General features: G+C 67.2%; 21 protein-coding genes. 11 read left to right on the top strand and 10 right to left on the bottom strand.

Annotated features, from left to right (window positions below; genetic code table 11):
* Positions 1-77: 77 nt before the first annotated feature.
* The 9 genes from pqqA to folK all read left to right on the top strand — a co-directional run bounded on the left by pqqA (position 78) and on the right by folK (position 6,449).
* Positions 78-167 carry a pyrroloquinoline quinone precursor peptide PqqA gene (gene pqqA, locus MSPGM_RS09485; protein WP_012317526.1) on the top strand — a complete coding sequence of 30 codons (90 nt, stop codon included), beginning with the start codon at positions 78-80 and terminating at the stop codon, positions 165-167.
* A gap of 47 nt (positions 168-214) precedes the next feature.
* Positions 215-1,114, top strand: a complete 900-nt coding sequence (gene pqqB, locus MSPGM_RS09480) for a pyrroloquinoline quinone biosynthesis protein PqqB (protein WP_003597599.1) — start codon at positions 215-217, stop codon at positions 1,112-1,114.
* A 166-nt stretch (positions 1,115-1,280) separates the two neighbouring features.
* A complete protein-coding gene (pqqC, locus tag MSPGM_RS09475; RefSeq protein ID WP_003597601.1) occupies positions 1,281-2,399 on the top strand; it encodes a pyrroloquinoline-quinone synthase PqqC in 1,119 nt (372 codons plus the stop codon).
* Positions 2,396-3,550, top strand: coding sequence for a pyrroloquinoline quinone biosynthesis protein PqqE (gene pqqE / locus MSPGM_RS09470; protein ID WP_003597604.1), 1,155 nt, complete (start codon positions 2,396-2,398; stop codon positions 3,548-3,550). Before pqqC ends, pqqE begins: the two co-directional genes overlap by 4 nt.
* Entirely contained in the window at positions 3,547-4,281 is a 735-nt protein-coding gene (locus MSPGM_RS09465) for a hypothetical protein (protein ID WP_003597606.1), read from the top strand. Before pqqE ends, MSPGM_RS09465 begins: the two co-directional genes overlap by 4 nt.
* A complete protein-coding gene (locus MSPGM_RS09460) occupies positions 4,262-4,627 on the top strand; it encodes a hypothetical protein (RefSeq protein ID WP_003597609.1) in 366 nt (121 codons plus the stop codon). Before MSPGM_RS09465 ends, MSPGM_RS09460 begins: the two co-directional genes overlap by 20 nt.
* Before the next feature lie 94 nt (positions 4,628-4,721).
* The gene (folP, locus tag MSPGM_RS09455; RefSeq protein WP_003597611.1) at positions 4,722-5,591 is read left to right on the top strand and encodes a dihydropteroate synthase; all 870 of its coding nucleotides are present in this window, start codon (positions 4,722-4,724) and stop codon (positions 5,589-5,591) included.
* The gene (folB, locus tag MSPGM_RS09450; RefSeq protein ID WP_003597613.1) at positions 5,584-5,976 is read left to right on the top strand and encodes a dihydroneopterin aldolase; all 393 of its coding nucleotides are present in this window, start codon (positions 5,584-5,586) and stop codon (positions 5,974-5,976) included. Before folP ends, folB begins: the two co-directional genes overlap by 8 nt.
* Entirely contained in the window at positions 5,973-6,449 is a 477-nt protein-coding gene (folK, locus tag MSPGM_RS09445; protein ID WP_003597615.1) for a 2-amino-4-hydroxy-6-hydroxymethyldihydropteridine diphosphokinase, read from the top strand. The genes folB and folK overlap by 4 nt, the downstream gene beginning before the upstream one ends.
* A gap of 46 nt (positions 6,450-6,495) precedes the next feature.
* On the opposite strand, the gene xoxJ is transcribed toward folK, so the two are convergent.
* From xoxJ to MSPGM_RS09415, 6 genes are all read right to left on the bottom strand, one after another.
* Positions 6,496-7,350, bottom strand: a complete 855-nt coding sequence (gene xoxJ / locus MSPGM_RS09440) for a rare earth element methanol dehydrogenase accessory protein XoxJ (protein ID WP_003597618.1) — start codon at positions 7,348-7,350, stop codon at positions 6,496-6,498.
* Complete coding sequence (gene xoxG / locus MSPGM_RS09435) at positions 7,350-7,901, bottom strand: methanol metabolism c-type cytochrome XoxG (RefSeq protein ID WP_012752609.1); 552 nt, start codon at positions 7,899-7,901, stop codon at positions 7,350-7,352. The genes xoxJ and xoxG overlap by 1 nt, the downstream gene beginning before the upstream one ends.
* A gap of 193 nt (positions 7,902-8,094) precedes the next feature.
* A complete protein-coding gene (xoxF1, locus tag MSPGM_RS09430; RefSeq protein WP_003597620.1) occupies positions 8,095-9,900 on the bottom strand; it encodes a lanthanide-dependent methanol dehydrogenase XoxF1 in 1,806 nt (601 codons plus the stop codon).
* A 706-nt stretch (positions 9,901-10,606) separates the two neighbouring features.
* Complete coding sequence (locus MSPGM_RS09425) at positions 10,607-11,380, bottom strand: ABC transporter ATP-binding protein (protein ID WP_003597621.1); 774 nt, start codon at positions 11,378-11,380, stop codon at positions 10,607-10,609.
* Positions 11,361-12,095 carry an ABC transporter permease gene (locus tag MSPGM_RS09420; protein ID WP_003597622.1) on the bottom strand — a complete coding sequence of 245 codons (735 nt, stop codon included), beginning with the start codon at positions 12,093-12,095 and terminating at the stop codon, positions 11,361-11,363. The genes MSPGM_RS09425 and MSPGM_RS09420 overlap by 20 nt, the downstream gene beginning before the upstream one ends.
* Before the next feature lie 39 nt (positions 12,096-12,134).
* Positions 12,135-13,130 carry an ABC transporter substrate-binding protein gene (locus tag MSPGM_RS09415; RefSeq protein ID WP_003597623.1) on the bottom strand — a complete coding sequence of 332 codons (996 nt, stop codon included), beginning with the start codon at positions 13,128-13,130 and terminating at the stop codon, positions 12,135-12,137.
* 226 nt (positions 13,131-13,356) lie between these two features.
* Between MSPGM_RS09415 and MSPGM_RS09410 the strand changes: the two genes are divergently transcribed.
* A complete protein-coding gene (locus tag MSPGM_RS09410; protein WP_003597624.1) occupies positions 13,357-13,734 on the top strand; it encodes a 4a-hydroxytetrahydrobiopterin dehydratase in 378 nt (125 codons plus the stop codon).
* Between the two features lie 7 nt (positions 13,735-13,741).
* On the opposite strand, the gene MSPGM_RS09405 is transcribed toward MSPGM_RS09410, so the two are convergent.
* Positions 13,742-14,617, bottom strand: coding sequence for a dienelactone hydrolase family protein (locus MSPGM_RS09405; RefSeq protein ID WP_003597626.1), 876 nt, complete (start codon positions 14,615-14,617; stop codon positions 13,742-13,744).
* 295 nt (positions 14,618-14,912) lie between these two features.
* Between MSPGM_RS09405 and MSPGM_RS09400 the strand changes: the two genes are divergently transcribed.
* Positions 14,913-15,479: a DUF1003 domain-containing protein gene (locus tag MSPGM_RS09400; protein ID WP_261926352.1), complete on the top strand. Its 567-nt coding sequence runs from the start codon at positions 14,913-14,915 to the stop codon at positions 15,477-15,479.
* Between the two features lie 69 nt (positions 15,480-15,548).
* Here MSPGM_RS09400 and MSPGM_RS09395 read toward each other — a convergent pair whose 3' ends face one another.
* The 3 genes from MSPGM_RS09395 to sucD all read right to left on the bottom strand — a co-directional run bounded on the left by MSPGM_RS09395 (position 15,549) and on the right by sucD (position 20,569).
* Positions 15,549-16,523: an HpcH/HpaI aldolase/citrate lyase family protein gene (locus tag MSPGM_RS09395; RefSeq protein ID WP_003597628.1), complete on the bottom strand. Its 975-nt coding sequence runs from the start codon at positions 16,521-16,523 to the stop codon at positions 15,549-15,551.
* Positions 16,524-16,710: 187 nt separating this feature from the next.
* The gene (locus MSPGM_RS09390; RefSeq protein ID WP_003597630.1) at positions 16,711-19,479 is read right to left on the bottom strand and encodes a phosphoenolpyruvate carboxylase; all 2,769 of its coding nucleotides are present in this window, start codon (positions 19,477-19,479) and stop codon (positions 16,711-16,713) included.
* A gap of 199 nt (positions 19,480-19,678) precedes the next feature.
* Positions 19,679-20,569, bottom strand: a complete 891-nt coding sequence (sucD, locus tag MSPGM_RS09385; RefSeq protein WP_003597632.1) for a succinate--CoA ligase subunit alpha — start codon at positions 20,567-20,569, stop codon at positions 19,679-19,681.
* Positions 20,570-20,583: the final 14 nt, after the last annotated feature.

Here is a 20,583-nt window from a genome sequence, read left to right as displayed (position 1 = left end):
GTCGCCAGTATCTTACGATCCTCTTAATCAGTGGGATCGCGCGGTTCCGGCGTTCCATAAAGTCGAGGAGAGACACCATGAAGTGGGCTGCCCCCATCGTTTCCGAGATCTGCGTCGGCATGGAAGTCACGAGCTACGAGTCGGCCGAGATCGACACCTTCAACTAAGGTGATTTGAGCCGGGTTGGGGTTGCAGGCATCAGCGGGTTTTCACCATGCATGTCGTAATCCTGGGCTCGGCTGCGGGCGGCGGCGTTCCTCAATGGAACTGCCGCTGCTCCATCTGCTCCCTGGCCTGGGCGGGCGATTCCCGCGTCAGGCCGCGCACGCAGTCGAGCATCGCAGTCTCTCCTGACGGGGAACGCTGGCTCCTGCTGAACGCCTCTCCCGATATCCGTCAGCAGATCCAGGCCAATCCGCAGATGCATCCGCGCGAGGGCCTGCGCCACTCGCCGATCCACGCGGTGCTGCTGACGAACGGCGACGTCGATCACGTCGCGGGCCTGCTGACCCTGCGCGAGGGCCAGCCCTTCACGCTCTACGCGACACCCGGCATCCTGGCCTCCGTCTCCGACAACCGCGTCTTCGACGTGATGGCCGCCGACGTGGTGAAGCGGCAGACGATCGCCCTCAACGAGACCTTCGAGCCGGTGCCCGGCCTCTCGGTGACGCTGTTCTCCGTCCCCGGCAAGGTGCCGCTCTGGCTGGAAGACGCCTCGATGGAGATCGGGGCGGAGACCGAAACCACGGTCGGCACGATGATCGAGGCCGGGGGCAAGCGCCTCGCCTACATCCCCGGCTGCGCCCGGGTGACGGAGGATCTCAAAGCCCGCATCGCCGGCGCAGACGCGCTCCTGTTCGACGGCACGGTGCTGGAGGACGACGACATGATCCGCGCCGGTGTCGGCACCAAGACCGGCTGGCGCATGGGCCATATCCAGATGAACGGCGAGACCGGCTCGATCGCGTCTCTCGCCGATATCGAGATCGGCCGACGGGTCTTCGTTCACATCAACAACACCAATCCGGTCCTGATCGAGGATTCGTACGAGCGCGCGAGCGTCGAGGCGCGCGGCTGGACCGTCGCCCATGACGGCCTGACCCTCGATCTCTGATCAGGCTGATGTCTTGGGAAGAGCCCGGTCTGGAAATTTAGTGCCGGACTGAATATGTTTTGCACGATCCAATCGTGCGGCAGCGGCCCTGCCCCGATCGGTACCGGGCCCCATTTAAAAATAAATCCAGGAAACGCGACTCGAAGCTCGGGGGAAACCGAACGCCATGACCGCCCAATTCCCGCCGCCCGTCCCGGACACCGAGCAACGCCTGCTGAGCCACGAGGAGCTTGAGGCGGCGCTCCGCGATATCGGTGCACGGCGCTACCACAACCTCCACCCGTTCCACCGGCTGCTGCACGACGGCAAGCTGTCGAAGGATCAGGTCCGGGCCTGGGCGCTCAACCGCTACTATTATCAGGCGATGATTCCGGTGAAGGATGCAGCGCTGCTGGCTCGCCTGCCGGATGCGCAGCTTCGCCGAATCTGGCGCCAGCGCATCGTCGATCACGACGGCGACCATGAGGGCGACGGCGGCATCGAGCGTTGGCTCAAGCTTGCCGAAGGCGTCGGCTTCACCCGCGACTACGTGCTCTCGACCAAGGGCATCCTGTCGGCGACCCGCTTCTCGGTCGATGCCTATGTCCACTTCGTCTCCGAGCGCAGCCTGCTCGAAGCCATCGCCTCCTCGCTGACCGAGATGTTCTCGCCGACGATCATCTCCGAGCGCGTCGCCGGGATGCTGAAGAACTACGACTTCATCACCAAGGACACGCTGGCCTATTTCGACAAGCGCCTGACCCAGGCCCCGCGCGACGCCGATTTCGCCCTCGACTACGTCAAGCGGCACGCCACCACGCCTGAGATGCAGCGGGCGGCGATGGATGCGTTGACGTTCAAGTGCAACGTGCTCTGGACGCAACTCGATGCGCTCTACTTCGCCTATGTCGCCCCCGGCATGGTGCCGCCGGATGCTTGGCAGCCGGGCGAGGGCCTTGTTGCCGAGACGAACTCCGCCGAGGACAGCCCCGCCGCTGCGGCCAGCCCCGCCGCGACGACAGCTGAACCCACGGCCTTCTCGGGCAGTGACGTGCCGCGCCTGCCCCGCGGCGTGCGCCTGCGCTTCGACGAGGTCCGCAACAAGCACGTGCTGCTCGCCCCCGAGCGCACCTTCGACCTCGACGACAACGCCGTCGCGGTCCTCAAGCTCGTCGATGGCCGGAACACGGTTTCGCAGATCGCCCAGATTCTGGGTCAGACCTACGACGCCGACCCGGCCATCATCGAAGCCGACATCCTCCCGATGCTGGCCGGCCTCGCGCAAAAAAGGGTTCTGGAGCGATGAATGCACCGACACCCGCCCCCTCCCCCGTGGACGTCATTCCGGCGCCGGTGGGTCTGCTCGCCGAGCTGACGCACCGCTGCCCGCTGCGCTGCCCATACTGCTCGAACCCGCTGGAGCTCGACCGGCGCTCGGCCGAGCTGGACACGCAGACGTGGCTGCGGGTGCTGACGGAGGCGGCGGGGCTCGGTGTGCTGCACGTCCACCTGTCGGGCGGTGAACCGACCGCCCGCCCCGACATCGTCGAGATCACGGCCAAATGCGCCGAACTCGGCCTGTACTCGAACCTGATCACCTCCGGCGTCGGCGGTGCCTTAGCGAAGCTCGACGCGCTCTACGACGTCGGCCTCGACCACGTGCAGCTCTCCGTCCAAGGGGTGGACGCGGCCAACGCGGAAAAGATCGGCGGCCTTAAGAACGCGCAGCCGCAGAAGATGCAATTCGCTGCCCGGGTCACCGAACTCGGCCTGCCGCTGACGCTGAACTCGGTGATCCACCGCGGCAACATCCACGAGGTGCCGGGCTTCATCGACCTCGCGGTCAAGCTCGGCGCCAAGCGGCTGGAGGTGGCCCATACCCAGTATTACGGCTGGGCCTATGTGAACCGCGCCGCGCTGATGCCGGATAAGAGCCAGGTCGACGAGTCGATCCGCATCGTCGAGGCCGCGCGCGAGCGCCTCAAGGGTCAGCTCGTCATCGACCTCGTGGTTCCGGACTACTACGCCAAGTACCCGAAGGCCTGCGCCGGCGGCTGGGGCCGCAAGCTGATGAACGTGACGCCGCAGGGCAAGGTGCTGCCCTGCCACGCCGCAGAAACCATCCCCGGCCTCGAATTCTGGTACGTCACCGACCACGCGCTCGGCGAGATCTGGACGAAGTCCCCGGCCTTTGCCGCCTATCGCGGCACGTCCTGGATGAAGGAGCCCTGCCGCTCCTGCGACCGGCGCGAGAAGGATTGGGGCGGGTGCCGCTGCCAGGCGCTGGCGCTCACGGGCGACGCGGCCAACACCGATCCGGCCTGCTCCCTTTCGCCGCTGCACGCGAAAATGCGGGATCTTGCCAAGGAAGAGGCTGCCGAGACCCCGCCCGATTATATATACCGCAGCATCGGGACGAATGTGCAAAACCCGTTGAGCGAAAAGGCACCCCTTTGAGACGATCCTTTCTGGCGGTCGCCCTCTCGGCCGCCCTCGTGACGACGCCTTCCGCCTGGGCGGCTTCCGACACCACCCCAGCGGCGCCTCAGGAGACGGCAGCCCAAAATCCGGCAACCAAGGGCACCGCACCGGACGCCAGCGACCTGCTGTTCGAGCAGCCGCAGATGAAGAACACCGCGCCCGGCAGCACCCTGACCTACGATTACGCGCGCCGCAGCGGCATCGAGCGCGGACCCTACGGGCCGCCGCTCAGCGACGCGATCAAGCTCACGGTCGAGCCCGGCAAGAGCGCCGAGAGCCGCGACATCCGCGTGCAGATGTTCTCCGGCGGCAACCGCCTCCCGGCCGGGCCCTTCACCGACATGCCCGGCAACCCCGTGCTGAGCCTGTTCCTCGAGAACCACCTGAAGGGTCTCGCCAGCCTGCTGGAAGCCAACCCGCGCTACATCAAGAACGCGATCCGAAAAGGTTTGCGCGAGAAGGCGACGGTGACGCCGATGCAGGTCTCGTTCAAGGGCCGGACCGTCGAGGGCTGGCGCGTCGAGATGAAGCCGTTCGCGGGCGATCCTCAGTCGGAGCGGATGCGCGGCTTCGAAACCATCACCTACACCTTCGTCGTCGCGCCCGACGTGCCGGGAGAGATCGTCTCGATCCAGGCCCGTGCGCTGAAGCCGGATGGCGGCGAACTCCTCGAAGAGAGGCTCGATTATGACCAGAAGGATTCCTGAGGCGCTCGCCGCCACGTTGCTCGCGGCTGCGATGCTCGCCGCGCCCGCGCGTGCCGACGACAACGACTATCCGACCGACGTGCGTGCCGATTACGTGTTCGGCTGCATGGCCGCCAACGGGCAGACCCGCGAGGCGCTGGAGAAATGCTCCTGCTCCCTCGACGCGCTGGCGTCGATCCTGCCCTATGACCGCTACGTTCAGGCCTCGACCATCCTGTCGATGCGCCAGGGCATCGGCCAGCGCACCGCCGCCTTCAAGTCGACCAAGATGTTCGACGACAAGGTGGCCGAGCTGCGCCGCGCCCAGGCCGAGGCGGAGATCCGCTGCTATCGCGGCGCCTCCTGAGGACGGGCCGCGGCGGGGCAGGACGGAATCGATCTGGCGCAACCCCGCCGGAGGGGCTAGGCCGGCAAACTCGGCCCCTCACCCTCGAGACGCGATGCCGCCCGACGACTCTACTCCGCCGACGCGCCTGAATACCCTGCTGCCCGGCCTCGGCCGGCGCACGCTGGTAATGGGCATCCTCAACGTCACGCCGGACTCGTTCTCGGACGGTGGCCGGTTCGAGGGAGTCGATGCCGCGCGGGCGCAAGCTGCCGCGCTGACGGAGGCCGGTGCCCACATCCTCGATATCGGCGGAGAATCGACCCGGCCGGGCCACACGCCCGTCCCGGCCGCGGAGGAGCAGGCCCGCGTCCTGCCCGTGATCGAGGCGGTCGCGCCCGGCCTGTCGGTTCCGATCTCGATCGACACCTACAAGGCCTCGACGGCGGAGGCCGCCCTGAAGGCCGGCGCGACCCTCGTCAACGACGTCTGGGGGCTGCAGCGCGAGCCGGACATCGCCCGCGTCGCCGCCAACCACGGCGCGCCGGTCATCGTCATGCATAACCGCGAGACGATCGACGGCTCGCTCGACATCATCGCCGACATGCTGCGCTTCTTCGAGCGCTCCCTCGACATCGCCCGCCGCGCCGGCATTCGCGACGGCGACATCGTGCTCGATCCCGGCATCGGCTTCGGCAAGAGCTGGCAACAGCATCTCGAAGCTCTGCGCCGTCTGCCCGAAATTCGGGCACTGGGCTTTCCCCTCCTCGTCGGCGTCTCGCGGAAAAGCCTGCTCGGGCGCCTGCACGACCGCGAGACGGCGCCGCAGGACCGGCTCATCGGCTCGCTCGCCGCGCACGTGCTCGCCGGCTCGCTCGGGGCCGACATCGTGCGGGTCCACGACGTGGCGCCGCATGTCGAGGCGCTGCGGGTGCTCGACGCTGTGATGCGCCCGGAGGGGGCGCGTGGGACGATCCATGGCTGACCGCATCCTCGTCCACCGCCTCGCGGTCTTCGCCCGTCACGGAGTGCTGCCGGAGGAGGAGCGGCTCGGCCAGCGCTTCTACATCTCGTTGGAATGCCGGCTCGACCTCGCACCGGCCGGCCGCAGCGACGACGTGGCCGCCACCGTGAGCTACGCGGATCTCGCCGAGATCGCACTGGACATCGCCACCAACCGGCGCTTCGCCCTGATCGAAGCGCTGGCCGAGGCGATCGCCGAGACCTGCCTCGCGCGGTTTCCCCGGATCGAGACGATCGCGGTGCGGATCGACAAGCCGAGCGCGCCGATCCCGGCCGTGCTCGACTACGCGGCCATCGAGATCGTGCGGGGCCGTTCCGACAGCGTCGCGACCACGGAGACCAGATGACGCGCGCCTATCTCGGGCTCGGCAGCAATATCGGCGACAAGGCCGCGATGCTGGCCGGGGCCGTCGAGCACCTTGCCGCAACGCCCGGCATCCGGGTCGTGGCGCGCTCCGCCGATTACCGCACGCCGCCCTGGGGCGACACCGATCAGGACTGGTTCCTCAACGCAGCGGTCGCCATCGATACCGAGCTGACACCGCACGGGTTGCTGGAGGTCTGCCTGTCGATCGAGGCGGCGCTCGGGCGCGTCCGCGAGCGCCGCTGGGGGCCGCGCGTCATCGACATCGACGTGCTGGCCTATGAGGGGGCGCAGGTTTCCGACGAACGCCTCGTGCTGCCGCACCGCTTCGTGCGCGAGCGCGCCTTCGTGCTGGTGCCGCTGGCCGAGATCGCCCCCGACCTCGTCATCGGTGGCGAGACGGTCAGGGAGGCTCTGGCCAAACTCGATCCGTCGGGAATCGAGCGGGTGGAATGAGAAAAGGCCCGAACCGGGGTTCGGGCCTTCGCATCACGATTGGGAATCACTCGTCCGCGGCATCGAGAGGCTTGGTGTCCTCCTCCGCCAGCAGCGGCACCTCGTATTCGCGCAACACCGCCTCGATGTCGGCCTTGCGCTTGCGCAGGACGGTGTTGAGGCTGCGCTTCCAGTCGTTCTCGTTGTGGCGCACGCCCATCGAGACACGGAAGGTCAGCGGCGGCCGTCCCGGCTCGTGGAGGAGCGGCACGACATCCATCGGCACGCCGCTCTGCTTGGCCAGCCAACCCGCGGCCGGCCCCCAGAGGATCGCCACGTCGATCTTCTTCTCGGCGAGATCTGCGATCACTTCCGCCGCGACCGTCTGATGCTTGCGCTCGGCCCCGAAGGCGTAGGGCGCGTAGGCGTGGATCCGCTCGCCGACGAGCTTCAGCTCGCTCAGGCGGTTGGAGGGCGGCGTCCCGGCGATGATGCCGATCTGCCTGTCCTTCAGCCGCGGGTCGTCGAGGCGCTTGAGGTCCGCCAACTCGCCCTTGCGCGCGACCAGGACATAGGCCGAGCGGTAATACGGGTTGGTGGCCTGGACGATGTCACCGCCCGACGTACCGATGATCAGGTCGCACAGGCCGGTTCCGAGGGTGTTGCGGACGAATCCGGGTCCCTGGGTCAACCAGTAATAGCGCAGCTTGACCTTCAGCTCGTCGGCGACGATCTGCGCGATCTTGTTCTCGAAACCGCCGCCCTTGCGCTCGGAGAACGGCATGTTGCCGGGATCGCTGCAGACACGCAGGACATCCTGCGTGACGAGATCCGGCAGGTGCTGCGCATGAGCGGGCCGCGCCCCTGCCGAAAGCAGGAGCGCGGCGACCGCGACCGAAACGGGTGCGCTTGAGCGGGTCATCAGCCGCCCAGGCACTCCTTCTCAACGGTCTTGGCGCTTTCGGGCTTGTCTTCCTTCTCGCCCGGACGGGCCCGGCCCCAGGCACCGGCGGCGCGAGCGCGCAGGTACACGTAGAGGTCGTTGGCGTAGCACATCACGTTCTTATTATCGCCGAAGGCGGGCATCACCTGGTTGGCGGTGTTGCTGATCTCCTGCTTGCCGCCGGCGAGGATGCCGTAGAACTCCTCGTAGGAGAGGCGCTTCAGCGAGTCCTTGAGAGCGGGCGCGTAGGTCGAGCCCATGCCGTCCGGGCCGTGGCAGACGTGGCACTCGGCGTGATAGCGGCGATAGCCGGAATAGGTGAACCAATCGACCTTCTTGCCGTCGTTGGTGATGTGGAAGGTCGGGTGACCGTCCTTATCGAAGTACTTGCCGTCCTCTTCCTTCGCCGCTGTGGCGGCCTTGAGCACCGGCTCGTCGATCTCTTTCGCGTTCGGATCGAGCTTGTTGGCGAGTTCGGGCTTGGCGTCCTGGGCGAAGGCAACGGTGGCGGCGGGAACCGCTCCGAGCAAGGCTGCACCGACGAGACCAAGAAGAGCGGTTCTTTTCATCGAAGACAACGACGTTTCTCCCGAGACCATCATGTTGCACCGCAACGTAATCTGTGCGGCTACCAAGCAGGCCCTACAGCATAATCATAAAATCATAAAGATGCCGGCGCGATTTCCCGCGCCGGCATCCTTTAGGCTCTATGTCGCAAGCGACTTAGTTGTTCGGCAGCGAGAAGACCGTGAGCTGGCCACCGAGGTTGGTGTAGCTCGACAGGGCCGCATAGCCACCCACCGCGCCGAGGCCGGCGTTCGGGTCGGTCAGGCCGGCCGCGAGGCCGATGCCGGCCCAGCCACCAACGCCCGAGAGGACGGCGACGTGCTGCTTGCCCTTGTGCTCGTAGGTCATCACGTTGCCGATGATGCCCGACGGGGTCTTGAACTTGTACAGTTCCTTACCCGTCTTCGAGTCGACGGCCTTCAGGAAGCCTTCGAGGGTGCCGTAGAACACCACGTCACCGGCAGTGGCGAGCGCGCCGCCCCAAGCCGAGAACTGCTCGGGGTTGGACCACTTGATCTTACCCTGGAGGTTGTCCCAGGCGATGAAGTTGCCCATGCCGCCATGCGAGCCAGGAGCCGGGTACATGGAGAGGGTCGCACCGACGTAGGGCTGGCCCGGGGTGTAGGTCACCCGGAACGGCTCGTAGTCCATGCAGACGTGGTTGGTGGGGACGTAGAACAGGCCGGTTTTGGGCGAGAAGGCCGCCGGCTGCTGGTCCTTGGTGCCGAGAGCCGCCGGGCAGATGCCCTTCGAGTTCACGTCTTCACCGTTCTGCTCGGTCGAGTACTTCGACACGACCAGCGGACGGCCGTAGGTCTTGGAACCCTTGTCCAGGTCGACCTTGGTGGCCCAGTTCACGACCGGATCGAACTTCTCGGCGACGAGCACTTCACCGGTGGCGCGGTCGAGCGTGTAGCCGAAGCCGTTACGATCGAAGTGCGTCAGCAGCGGACGGTCCTTGCCGTCGAACTTCTGATCCGTGAGGATCATCTCGTTGATGCCGTCGAAGTCCCACTCGTCGTGGGGGGTCATCTGGTAGACCCACTTGGCCATGCCGGTGTCGGGGTTACGCGCCCAAATGGTCATCGACCACTTGTTGTCGCCCGGACGCTGCTTGGGGTTCCAGGTGGAGGGGTTGCCCGAGCCGTAGTACATCAGGTCGAGCTTGGGATCGTAGGAGAACCAGCCCCAGGTGCAGCCGCCGCCGGTCTTCCACTGATCGCCTTCCCAGGTCTTCAGCGAGGAGTCCTTGCCGATCGGCTTGCCGAGCGAGGTGGTCTTCTCGGGGTCGACGATCAGCTGATCGTCCGGGCCGATCGAGTAGCCGCGCCACACCTTCTTGCCGGACTTCAGGTCGTAGGCGGTGACGTGGCACTGCACGCCGAACTCGCCGCCGGAGATGCCGACGATGACCTTGTCCTTCACCGGGAGAACGGTGGCGGTGTTGGTCTCACCCTTGGACGGGTCGCCGTTCTTGACCGACCAGTTCACCTTGCCGGACTTGGCGTCGAGCGAGACGAGCGTGGTGTCGGCCTGGTGCAGGAGGATCGCGCCGTCGGCGTAGGCCAGACCACGGTTGACCGTGTCACAGCACATGACCGGGATCACGGACGGATCCTGCTTCGGCTCGTACTTCCACACGATCTTGGCGCCCTGGTCGAGGTCCAGCGCGTAGACGATGTTCGGGAAGGGGGTGTGGACGTACATGATGTTGCCGACGACGAGCGGGGAGCCCTCGTGGCCGCGCAGCACGCCGGTCGAGAAGGTCCAGGCAACCTGGAGGTTCTTGACGTTGCTGGCGTTGATCTGGTCGAGCTTGGAATAGCGGGTGTTGGCGTAATCGACCGTCTGGAGCACCTGCTCCGCCGGGTTGGCGACGCCCTTCAGAACGCTTTCGTTGGCGAGGGCCGGGCTTGCAGCCGCGAGACCCGCACCGAGTGCGAGGAGATGTACCGCTCTCATGGATTCCTCCGACAAGTCTTATCCGCCGCTGGATAGCAGCCCGCTACCCACCGTTGATTGACCTGCTGTTTGCGACAGGGATGATATTCGCTCCGGCAGCTCGCGCCTGCCGCACAGAAATTAGGATTATTCCATAGTTCCCGGCGACTTACCCGGCTGGGTCCGCATCCCTTAGCGGCTCCCCGAAACCGAAGCTTGAACGAACTCTAAGAAAATTTCGGGCGCCGTCAACTCGCTTTCGCGCGTCGAATGTCGCACTCACAGGGCCCTTTATCAGGAAACTTGCCTGCTAAATTCAGCATTTTGCGTTGCACAATTTGATGGGCAGCGCACACTTCTCAAGTTTGTTTTGACGAGCTTCAGTGCTTTACCATGGATACGAATGCGCCACTCGCATGGGATGATCAAATTTTCCCATCGCCCATGCGTCCGTGGCACTTTAATTCCTGCCATCGGGGCCGGGGAGTCCCGCTAGCGATGCCGCACTGCAAACAATCCGACCCGCCGAACGACGCGAAGACGGGGTCGTCAAGCTGCTCGATCCGCCCCGTGGCGGTCGGGAAATTTTTGCAATGAACCGCTCCGTTTATCCTTAAGGAACGGCAGACGTCCCCAACGGGACAGCGCGGAGCGGGCTGCGACCGCCTCCGATGCGCATTCCATGCGCCTGCGGCTCGAGCAGCGCACGATTCTCTCGGGCGTGATTCTACTGAGCGACGATGCCGGGAAAGCGGGCGGCCAGGCCCTGGCGGGTCGCGTCGGCCCAGGCCCGGTCCCGCTCGCGGCGCGGCCGGTCGAGGGGCAAATCTGCCAGCAGCCGGGCGGGCCGGGGCGAGACCAGGAGCAGACGGTCGGCGATCTCGATGGCCTCGGCCACGTTATGCGTCACCATCAGCGCGCTCGTACCGGAACCGGCGACCGCCTCGACCACCAGTGCGCGCAGAGACGCGGCCGCCGCATCGTCGAGGGAGACGAAGGGCTCGTCGAGAACGAGGATGCGCGGCTCCAGCGCCAGCGCCCGGGCCAAGGCCACCCGGCGCTGCATCCCGAGTGACAACGCGCCGGGATAGTGTGCGCGCCATGATGCGAGCCCGAGCGACGCGAACAGGCCGTCGAGGTCGCGCGCCCTTCGCTCGCGTGGCAGGCCGAGCCGCACGTTCTGCTCGATGGTGCGCCAGGGCAGCAGGCGCGGATCCTGAAACACCATCGCGATGCCGGCCTCGGAGGGCTCAGGCGTCACGCTGCCCTCGAAGTCGCGGTCGAGGCCGAGGAGGATGCGCAGCGTCGTGGTCTTGCCCGCGCCCGAAGGCCCGATCAGGCAGGTGATCTCGCCGGCATGGAGTTCGAAGGCGAGGCCGCGCACCGCCTCGACAGCCTCGGTGCCGGCCTTGCGGCCACGCTTGCGATAGACCTTGCGGTCCACGCGCACCGTCAGCAGCGGCGCCGTCTCGGCGCCGGGTTCAGCGCCAGCGGCGGACATGGGCGTCGAGGGGCTGGAGGAGGAGGGAATCGAGGGCGAGCATCACGCTCATGAAGACGAGGCTGTAGCCGATCACCGCGGTGACGTCGAAGAGCGTGAAGTAATAGTTGATGGCAAAGCCGACCCCGTTGGGACGGCCCAACAGTTCCACCACCAGCACGATCTTCCAGGCGAGCGAGATGCCGGAGCGCGCCGCCGCCACCATGAAGGGCTGGAGCTGCGGCAGCAGCACGTGGGCGATCCAGGTCCGCCGGTCGAAGCGGTAGGTCGTCGCCATCTCCTCAAGCCCCGGATCGAGGCCGCGGGCGCCCTCACGCATGATGACGGCGACGTTGGGCAGCTTGTTGAGCGCCACCGCGACGATGGCCGCGGTCTCGGTCAGCCCGAGCCAGACATAGGCCAGCACCGTGATGACGAGGGCCGGCGTGTTGAGGACGACGAGGAGCGGCGTGTCGAGCAGCCGGTCGGCGAGGCGCGAGCGGCCGAGCGCGATGCCGAGCAGCACGCCGAGGCTCATGGCGATCACGAAAGAGACCGCGACCCGGGCGAGCGTGACGCCGACATTGAAGAACAGGCTGCCGCTCTGCGCTTCGCGCAGGATGAAGGCGAACACCGCGCTCGGCGCCGGCAAGGTCCGCGTGTCGGCATAGGCGGAGAGGCCCTGCCAGAGGACGAGGAGGACGGCGAGGGAGAGGAGGCGCGCGAGTAGGGCCATGCGCAGGGTCAGCGGGCCGGAACCGTCATCGTGCCGTCGTCAGCCGTTGCCCGAGGCGTCGAGATAGAGGTCCGGCGGCAGGCTCTTGCCCACGCCGAGGAGTTGCGCGCCCGCGAGCCGGTCCAGGGCTGCGTAGATGCGCTCGCCATCCGCGCGCTCGGCGGCGATGGGCCGGCGTGGGATGCCCGCGAGGAAATCGCGCTTGAGCGTGGCGAAAGTGGCGTCGTCCTCCGCCGCCATCAGCGGGCGGACCGTCTCCCACAGGGCCGGCTCGTTCGCCAGCGCGTCCTTGGCGGCGGCCGAGGCGCGGGCGAAGCCGCGCACCACCTCGCCCCGGTCGGCCACGGTGTGGCCCTCGTAGAGATAGCCGATCAGCGAGACCGCACCCTTGGCGCCGAAGGCCCGCATGACGTCGTCGGCCGAGATCAGCCGCTTGAAGCCCTTGGCTTCGAGGCGGGCGCAGAACTGCCAGTAGAGCAGAGCCGCGTCGAGCTCGCCGGTCTCCAGCTTCTGCGCCAGCAGCGGTGGCGCGCCGTAGGCGATCTGCGCGACGTTCTCGAGCTCGAGCCCCGCCGTCTCGCGCGCCTGCGCCCTCAACAGGATCCAGTTCTTGTCGAGCGCACCGCCCGCCACCCCGAGCCGCTTGCCCGCGAGCCCCTTCAGATCCGTGATCGGGCTTCCGGCGGGCACCATCAGCGCGCCCTCGGTGGTGGAGTAGGGCGAGAAGCGCACGCCCCGCCCCTCATTGCCGAGGCGGGCGGCGAAGATCAGGTCGCCGACGATGGCATCGACCTGACCGCCAAGGAAGGCGATGCGGGCGGCATCGTTGCCGGCCAGCTTGACGATATCGAGGGTGAAGCCGTTGGCCGTATCAAAGCCCCGCGCCTTGATGACCGCGGCCTCCCAGGAGGCGGTGCCGAAGGGCAGAACGCCGAGCCGGAACGTCTCGCCCGCCGCCTGCGCGCGGCGCGCCATCGGCAGCGTCGCGGCCAGCGACAGAGCCGCCGTCGCGAGCATTCCGCGCCGTGACAGCATGGGCGTCCTCATGAATTATCGGTCAGGCCGTTCCGTCTCCGGCGGAGGCGGACGGTTTCTGTTGAATTTTTTAATAGGGACTCGCCTCCGCCCCGTCCACAGCCGGTCCCGGCGTTTCCGCTGCGACATGCGGGCCTCCGCATAGGGGCGCGAGCCCCACCGATCCCGGCTTGCGCCGCCGCCCGTCCCGACGCAGGTTTTCACCGTATTCGATGGGAGGGTGACGATGACGCAAGCACGCGAGGGCGTCCTCGACGACGCGACGGTGGAGCGGCGGTTGAAGGAAGAGTTGCCGCACTGGCGGTTGGAGGATGGCTGGATCCGGCGGACCTACAAGACCGCCTCATGGAAGAGCACGCTGATGGTCATCAACACGGTGGGCCATCTGGCCGAGGCCGCGTGGCACCATCCCGACCTCACCGCATCTTACGCCTGGGTCGAGGTCCGGCTGATGAACCACGCCGCCAAGGGCATCACCGAGAAGGATTTCTCTCTGGCAAAGAAGATCGAGGAGGTCGTGGGCTGGCAGCCGGGCGCCGAGGGCGGCGCTCTTGAAGGAACGCCGGCCGATCCGCGCTTCGCCTACATCAAGTACGACAAGTGAGGCAGGCTCAGGCGACGCCGTACTGCCGGAACCAGTCCTGCAGCCGCTTCCAGCCGTCCTGTGCCGGCTCCGCGCGGTAGCTCGGACGATAATCGGCGTGGAAGGCGTGCCCCGCCTCCGGATAGACAACGAAATCGCAGGTCTTTCCGGCGGCCCGGCAGGCCTCCTTCATCCGGTCGATCGTGGCGACCGGAATGCCCTGATCGGCCCCGCCATAGAGGCCGAGCACCGGCGCCTTGAGGTCGGCGGCGACATCGACGGGGTTCTTCGGCATCAGCGCCGAGCTGTCGCCGACGAGCCGCCCGTACCAGGCCACGCCGGCCTTCACCGCCGGATTGTGCGCGGCGTAGAGCCAGGTGATGCGCCCGCCCCAGCAGAAGCCGGTAATCCCGAGGCGAGCCGTGTCGGCCTTGCCCGTGCCCTTGGCGAAGGCGACCGCCGCGTCGAGGTCGCTCATCACCTGGGCGTCGGGCACCTTGGAGACGACCTCGCTCACGATCTGCTGGATGTTGGTCAAGGTCGAGACGTCGCCCTGCCGGGCATAGAGTTCGGGCGCCAGGGCGAAATAGCCGAGCTTGGCCAGACGGCGGCACACATCCTTGATGTGCTCATGCACGCCGAAGATTTCCTGCACGACCAGGATCGTCGGAAAGGGGCCGCCCTCGGCCGGCATGGCTCGGTAGGCCGGGATCACGCCGTCCTGCATCGGAATCTTCACCTCGCCGGCGATCAGGCCGTTCGCGTCCGTGGCGATGGTGGTCTGGGCCGCGACGGGCTGCACGGCGAGCGCGAAGCCCGTGGCGAGACTCGTGGCGATCACGGTGCGCCGTGAGAGGGTCGTCTGAGCCGCGAGGCTCCGCAGGTCGGCATCGAACGCGGTCATGCGTGCCTCTCGGGTATGGATGCGTCGAACGGGCAGTCGCCCGACGGCAGAGTTAGGGCATCGCCCCGAAAGGGGGATGCCGGCTTTTGGAAAAGGAGGATGCGTCGGCCGAAGCCTGCGCCGGTCGGCGAACCGCGACAGGCGCGCGCACAGCCTCGCGCCGCCCGCGCGGTGGCCCAACGCCCGAAAGAGCCAGCCGCGGTCCCGGACAAGGCCTCCAGCGGTTTCACGCTCCCTTCGGGATCAGGCCGCGGCTCAGGCCGGTTGCTCCGCCACCGTCCTCCTGAGATCCGTCATGACGCCAAGGCAAGACGAACGGGACAGCCCCGCCCCACGGACGACCTATTCGCCGCCTCAGCCGGAAGGGCTGGCGCCCGCTCTCCTGCGCAACATCCGAACGCTGCGGGAGCGCCGAAGCGCCGCCGAACGCGAGGCCTCCCTGCAGGATCGCGTGGCCGAGGCGATCACGCGGTTCACGGGCAGCATGGCGTTCGTCGCCCTGCACGTCGTGCTGTTCGGCTTCTGGATCCTGGTGAATACGGGCCTGCTGCCGGTTCTGCCGAAATGGGACGCGTCCTTCGTGATCCTCGGGACCGCGGCATCGGTCGAGGCGATCTTCCTCTCAACCTTCGTACTGATCAGCCAGAACCGCATGGCCGCAGCGGCCGACAAGCGGGCCGATCTCGACCTCCACATCAGCCTTCTGGCCGAGCACGAGGTGACGAAGCTCGTCGCAATGGTGTCGGCGATCACGGAGCGGATGGGCATCGAGACGGTCGCCGATCCAGAAGTCGGCGAACTCAGCCAGGATGTGGCCCCCGACGCCGTCCTCAACGAGATCGAGCGGAACGACCGCGCCTGACGCCCGAGCATCCCAAAAGAAAATGGCCGGGCGAACCCGGCCATTCTCCGTTCTACCGATAGAAGGAAATTACTTTCCGCCCATCGCGTCGGCCTTCTGGATCAGCGCCTCGGCCATGCGGATCGAGGCGATGTCGATGAGACGGCCGTCGAGCGAGACGGCGCCGCGGCCGGCCTTGGCGGCCTCTTCCATGGCTTCCAGGATGCGGCGGGCCTTGGTGACCTCGGCCTCGGAGGGGGTGAAGACCTCGTTGGCGAGATCGATCTGCGAGGGGTGGATCGCCCACTTGCCCTCGAAGCCGAGCGCGGCGCAGCGGCGAGCGGCCGAGGTGTAGCCGTCCGGATCGGAGAAGTCGCCGAAGGGACCGTCGATCGGGCGCAGGCCGTAGGCGCGGCAGGCGACCAGCATGCGGTTCTGGGCGAACAGCCACGGATCCTGCCAGTGGGTCTGGCGGTTGCCGGCCTCGTCCTTGTCGGTGAGCACGCTGTAATCGGCGTTGACGCCGCCGATCACGGTGGAGCGGGCGCGGGTGGAAGCGGCGTAGTCGGCGACACCGAAGGACATCGCCTCAAGGCGCTTAGACGAGGTCGCGATCGCCTCGACATTGGCCATGCCGAGCGCGGTCTCGATCAGCACCTCGAAGCCGATCTTCTTCTCGCGCTTCTTGGCCTGCTCGATCTGCGTCGTCAGCACGTCGATGGCGTAGACGTCGGCCGGCACGCCGACCTTGGGGATCAGGATCATGTCGAGGCGCGGGCAGGCCTCCACGATGTCCACCACGTCGCGGTACATGTAGTGGGTGTCGAGACCGTTGATGCGGATCATCATGGTCTTGTTGCCCCAATCCAGGTCGTTGAGGGCCTGGATGATGTTCTTGCGGGCCTGCTCCTTGTCGTCGGGCGCAACCGCGTCCTCGAGGTCGAGGAAGATCACGTCGGCCTTCGAGGCGGCCGACTTCTCCATGAAGGTCGGGTTGGAGCCGGGAACCGCGAGTTCCGAGCGGTGCAGGCGCGGGGTGGCCTGCTGGATCAGGGTGAAGCTCATCGGAAATCCTCCGTTCTGTGAGACCGTCTTGTCGTGCGCGCGGTCACGCGTGGGAGTCGCGTGCCGCACTTGAAAAGCATCGTCCTTTTCCGAAAGCCGGCGGCCACCTTTCGGGACGATGTTCTATCTCGCGCGTCCGAGCCGGCCGTCCAGCCGATCCCGGAACACGTCGCCGAGATTGTATGCATTATCCAGTCGCGCCGAAGCCGACGGCGATGCAGTTGATCGACAGCAGCAGCGCGGACTTCACCGCCTCGCGCTTGTCCTCGTCGGTCTCGCTGCGGTAGCGGCGCAGCAGCTCGACCTGCTCGCGGCTGACCTGATTGATGGTCGGCAGCCGCCCGCGCAGGCGTTCGCTGAATTGCGGGAAGCGCTGGGCGAGTTCGCTGTCGCCGGACACCCGCAGGACCATCTCCCGCGTCAGCGCGTATTCCGCCTCGATCATCCCGAAGATGCGCGCGCGGATGCCCGCGTCCTCGACGAGGCCGGCATAGTCGCGGGCGATCTCGAGATCGACCATCAGCAGCGTCTTCTCGACCTCGTCGAGGACGAGGCGGAACACCCGGCAATCCCGGAACAGGCGCCTCAGCAGGGCTTCGCCCGCCTCGCCGCGCACGTCGATGAAGCTCTTCAGCCCCGAGCCGACGCCGTACCAGCCGGTGATGACGTGCCGGTTCTGCGACCACGCGAACACCCAGGGGATCGCGCGCAGATCCGAGAGCGACTTCGCGCCGAAGCGCCGGGCCGGGCGCGAGCCGATATTGAGCAGCGAGATCTCGTCGAGCGGGCTCGCCGCCTGGAAGTAATCGACGAGGCCCTCGGCCTGGAGCAGGTTGACATAGGCCGCCCGCGAGGCGCCCGAGAGCGCCTCCAGCGCGTCGTCGAATTCGGCGCGCGAGCCGTTGCCGTTGCCCTCCGAGAGCAGGGCGTGCTCGAACACCGAGGCGGCGAGCAGCTCCATCTGGTAGGCGGCGGTGCCGCGGTTGGCGTATTTGAACGAGACGACTTCGCCCTGCTCGGTGATGCGGAAGCGGCCCTGGATCGAGCCCGGCGGCTGGGCCGCGATGCCGCGATGGGTCGGCACGCCGCCGCGGCTCACCGAACCGCCGCGGCCGTGGAAGAAGGCGATCGGCACGCCGAGATGGTTGCCGAGCGTGGTCAGCCGCACCTGCGCCTTGTAGAGCTCCCAGTTCGAGGCAATGAAGCCGCCGTCCTTGTTGGAATCGGAGTAGCCGATCATCACTTCCTGCACCCCGCCCTGCCAGCGGGTGGAGCGGCGCACCACGGGGATGCCGAGCAGTTCCTTCATGATCGCCGGGGCGGCGCGCAGGTCGTCGATGGTCTCGAACAGCGGCACGATCGGCAGCGGGCAGATCTCGGTGCCCGTCGTGTCGAGGAAGATGCCGGCCTCCTTGGCCAGCAGGTAGGCGCCGAGCACGTCGACGGTGGAGCGCGTCATCGACAGGATGAAGGCGCCGAAGGCCTCGCGGTCGAGAGTGTCGCGCATCTCGCCGACCAGCGCGAAGGTGGCGAGCGTCTCGCGCGCGTCGTCGGGCAGACGGTCGGCGAAATCCTCGAACGAGGTTTCGGGCGTGCGCGGCCGGGCCAGCTCGGTGAGCAGCCAATCCTTCCAGGCCGGCGAATCCAGCGCCGGCGGCTCGCGGTCGCCGTTGCGCAGCTTCCACAGCGCGTGCAGCGTCTTGGTGGTGCGGGTCGAGTTCTCGCGCAGATCGAGCCGCACGGTGGAGAAGCGGAAGATCTCGACCATCCGCCGCACGGGCCGCACGATGTCGGTGGCGAGCGCGCCGCACTTGGCGTCGGCCAGCCCCTTCTCCAGCGTGCGCAGATCGTTGATGAGCCCGTCGGCGCTCGGATAATCCGGTCCGACCGAGCGGGCGCCCTTGTTGCGGGCGATCGTCGCCTCGAGCTTGCGCAGCACGCAGGAGAGGAACTGGCGATAGGCCTCGCCGGGATTGCGGTTGGCGATGGCGCGCGCGTCGCCGGACTCGGCCAGCATATGCGCGAGTTCGCTGCGGAAGGTCTCGGGCACCGGCAGCGAGCGCTCGGTGATCGAGAGCACCCGGCCGAGATGGGTGATGCCGTCGCGGTAACGGCGGAGCGACGCCAGCGCGTTGCGCTGAAGCGTCTCGCGGGTCACGCTGGCGGTGACGTAGGGGTTGCCGTCGCGGTCACCGCCGATCCAGCTTCCGAACTGGAAGAACGGCGGCACCTCGAAGGTCTCGTCGGGATAATACTGCGCGAGGCTCTCTTCGAGCGAGAGCAGCATCTCGGGCAGCATCTCGAACAAGGTCTCGTCGAAGAAGTGCAGCCCCCAGGCGACCTCGCGCTCGACGGTGGCCTTCTCCAGATGCAGCTCGCCCGTCATCCAGATCAGCTCGATCTGGTCACGCAGCTCGTTCATCAGGCCGTTGCGCTCGCGCTCGGTCCAGCGCGGCAGTTCCAGCTCGCGCAGCACGAGGTAGATCCGGCGCAGCTTCTCCAGCACCGTCACGCGCTTGCCCTCGGTGGGATGCGCGGTGATGGTCGGGCGGATGCGCAGATCCTTGAGCAGCGCGTGGATCTGCTGCGGGCCGATGCCCCGGGCGGAGGCCTCGGCCAGAACCTTAGCGAAGGAGCCGTTCAGCGCCTCACGGCCCTGGTCGCGCTCGACGTGGCGGCGGCGGCGCATGGCCGCGTTCTGCTCGGCGATCGAGACGAGCTGAAACCAGATGCCCTGCACCTGAAGCGCGCGCGCCAGCATCTCCGGCGTGAAGGAGGAGATGTCGGCGCGGCCGTGCAGCACGTCCTCCAGCTCGGGATCGTGGCGGCGGGCCACGTCGAGCAGGGCGTGAAACAGAATCTCGAGGGCGTCCTCGGTGGCCGTGCCGGTGATGACCGGCGGCGCGAAGGTCGTGTCGGTCGCGGCTGACGGCCGGGCGTGCAGCGTCTTGGTCATGGGATCCCCCCTGGCGAGGTTCTTTTTCCGGACTCCCGTGGGCAGGCCTGCGGGACGGTGGATCACTCCGATCCACGAGGCCCTTCCTCGCTGGCACGAGGCCGAAGCAAGGAGGGACGGATCGTTCAGGGTTAGGTGAGGCGGTGCCGTTCGCACCACCCCGAAATCCCCTCCCCGCAAGGACGAGGGGACGGGCGGATCACGCCGCGCGGGCGAGCACGTCGGCCACGGTGCTGCCGAAGGAGCCCGGATCGGGCGCCACGGTCAGGCCATAGGAGCGCATGATCTCGGCCTTCTCCGCGGCGCTGTCGCCGGTCGCCGAGATGATCGCGCCGGCATGCCCCATGCGGCGGCCCTTGGGGGCGGTGAGGCCCGCCACGAAGCCGATCACGGGCTTGGAAAAGTTCTCCTTGATCCAGGCCGAGGCCTCGGCCTCCTGCGGCCCGCCGATCTCGCCGATCATCAGCACGGCTTCCGTCTCGGGATCCTGCTCGAACAGAGCGAGGTGGTCGAGGAAGGAGGAGCCGTTGATCGGATCGCCGCCGATGCCGACGGAGGTCGAGATGCCGATGCCGAGCTCCTTCATCTGCGCGGCGGCCTCGTAGCCCAGCGTGCCGGAACGGGAGATGACGCCGACCTTGCCCGGGAGGTAGATGTGGCCGGGCATGATGCCGAGCATCGACTTGCCGGGCGAGATGATGCCCGCGCAGTTCGGGCCCACCACCATCGTGCGCTTCTCCTTCGGATAGCGCCGGAGGTAGCGTTTCACCCGCATCATGTCCTGAGCGGGGATGCCGTCGGTGATCGAGCAGACGAGCTTGAGGCCGGCGTCGGCCGCCTCCATGATCGCGTCCGCCGCGAAGGGGGGCGCCACGAAGGTGATCGAGGTGGTGGCGCCGGTCGCCTCCACGGCCTCCTTGACGGTGTTGAACACCGGCACGCCGCAATGGGTCTTGCCGCCCTTGCCCGGGGTGACGCCGCCGACGACGTTCGAGCCGTAGGCGATCATCTCCTTGGCGTGGAAGGTGCCCTTGTCGCCCGTGATGCCCTGGACCAGGATCGGGGTCTTCTCGTCGATGAGAATGCTCATGGCGTGATTCCTCC

The organism is Methylorubrum sp. GM97, from assembly GCF_024347855.1.
GTDB classification, from domain to species: Bacteria; Pseudomonadota; Alphaproteobacteria; order Rhizobiales; family Beijerinckiaceae; genus Methylobacterium; species Methylobacterium extorquens.
This window is presented reverse-complemented; position numbering and strand designations above follow the sequence as displayed.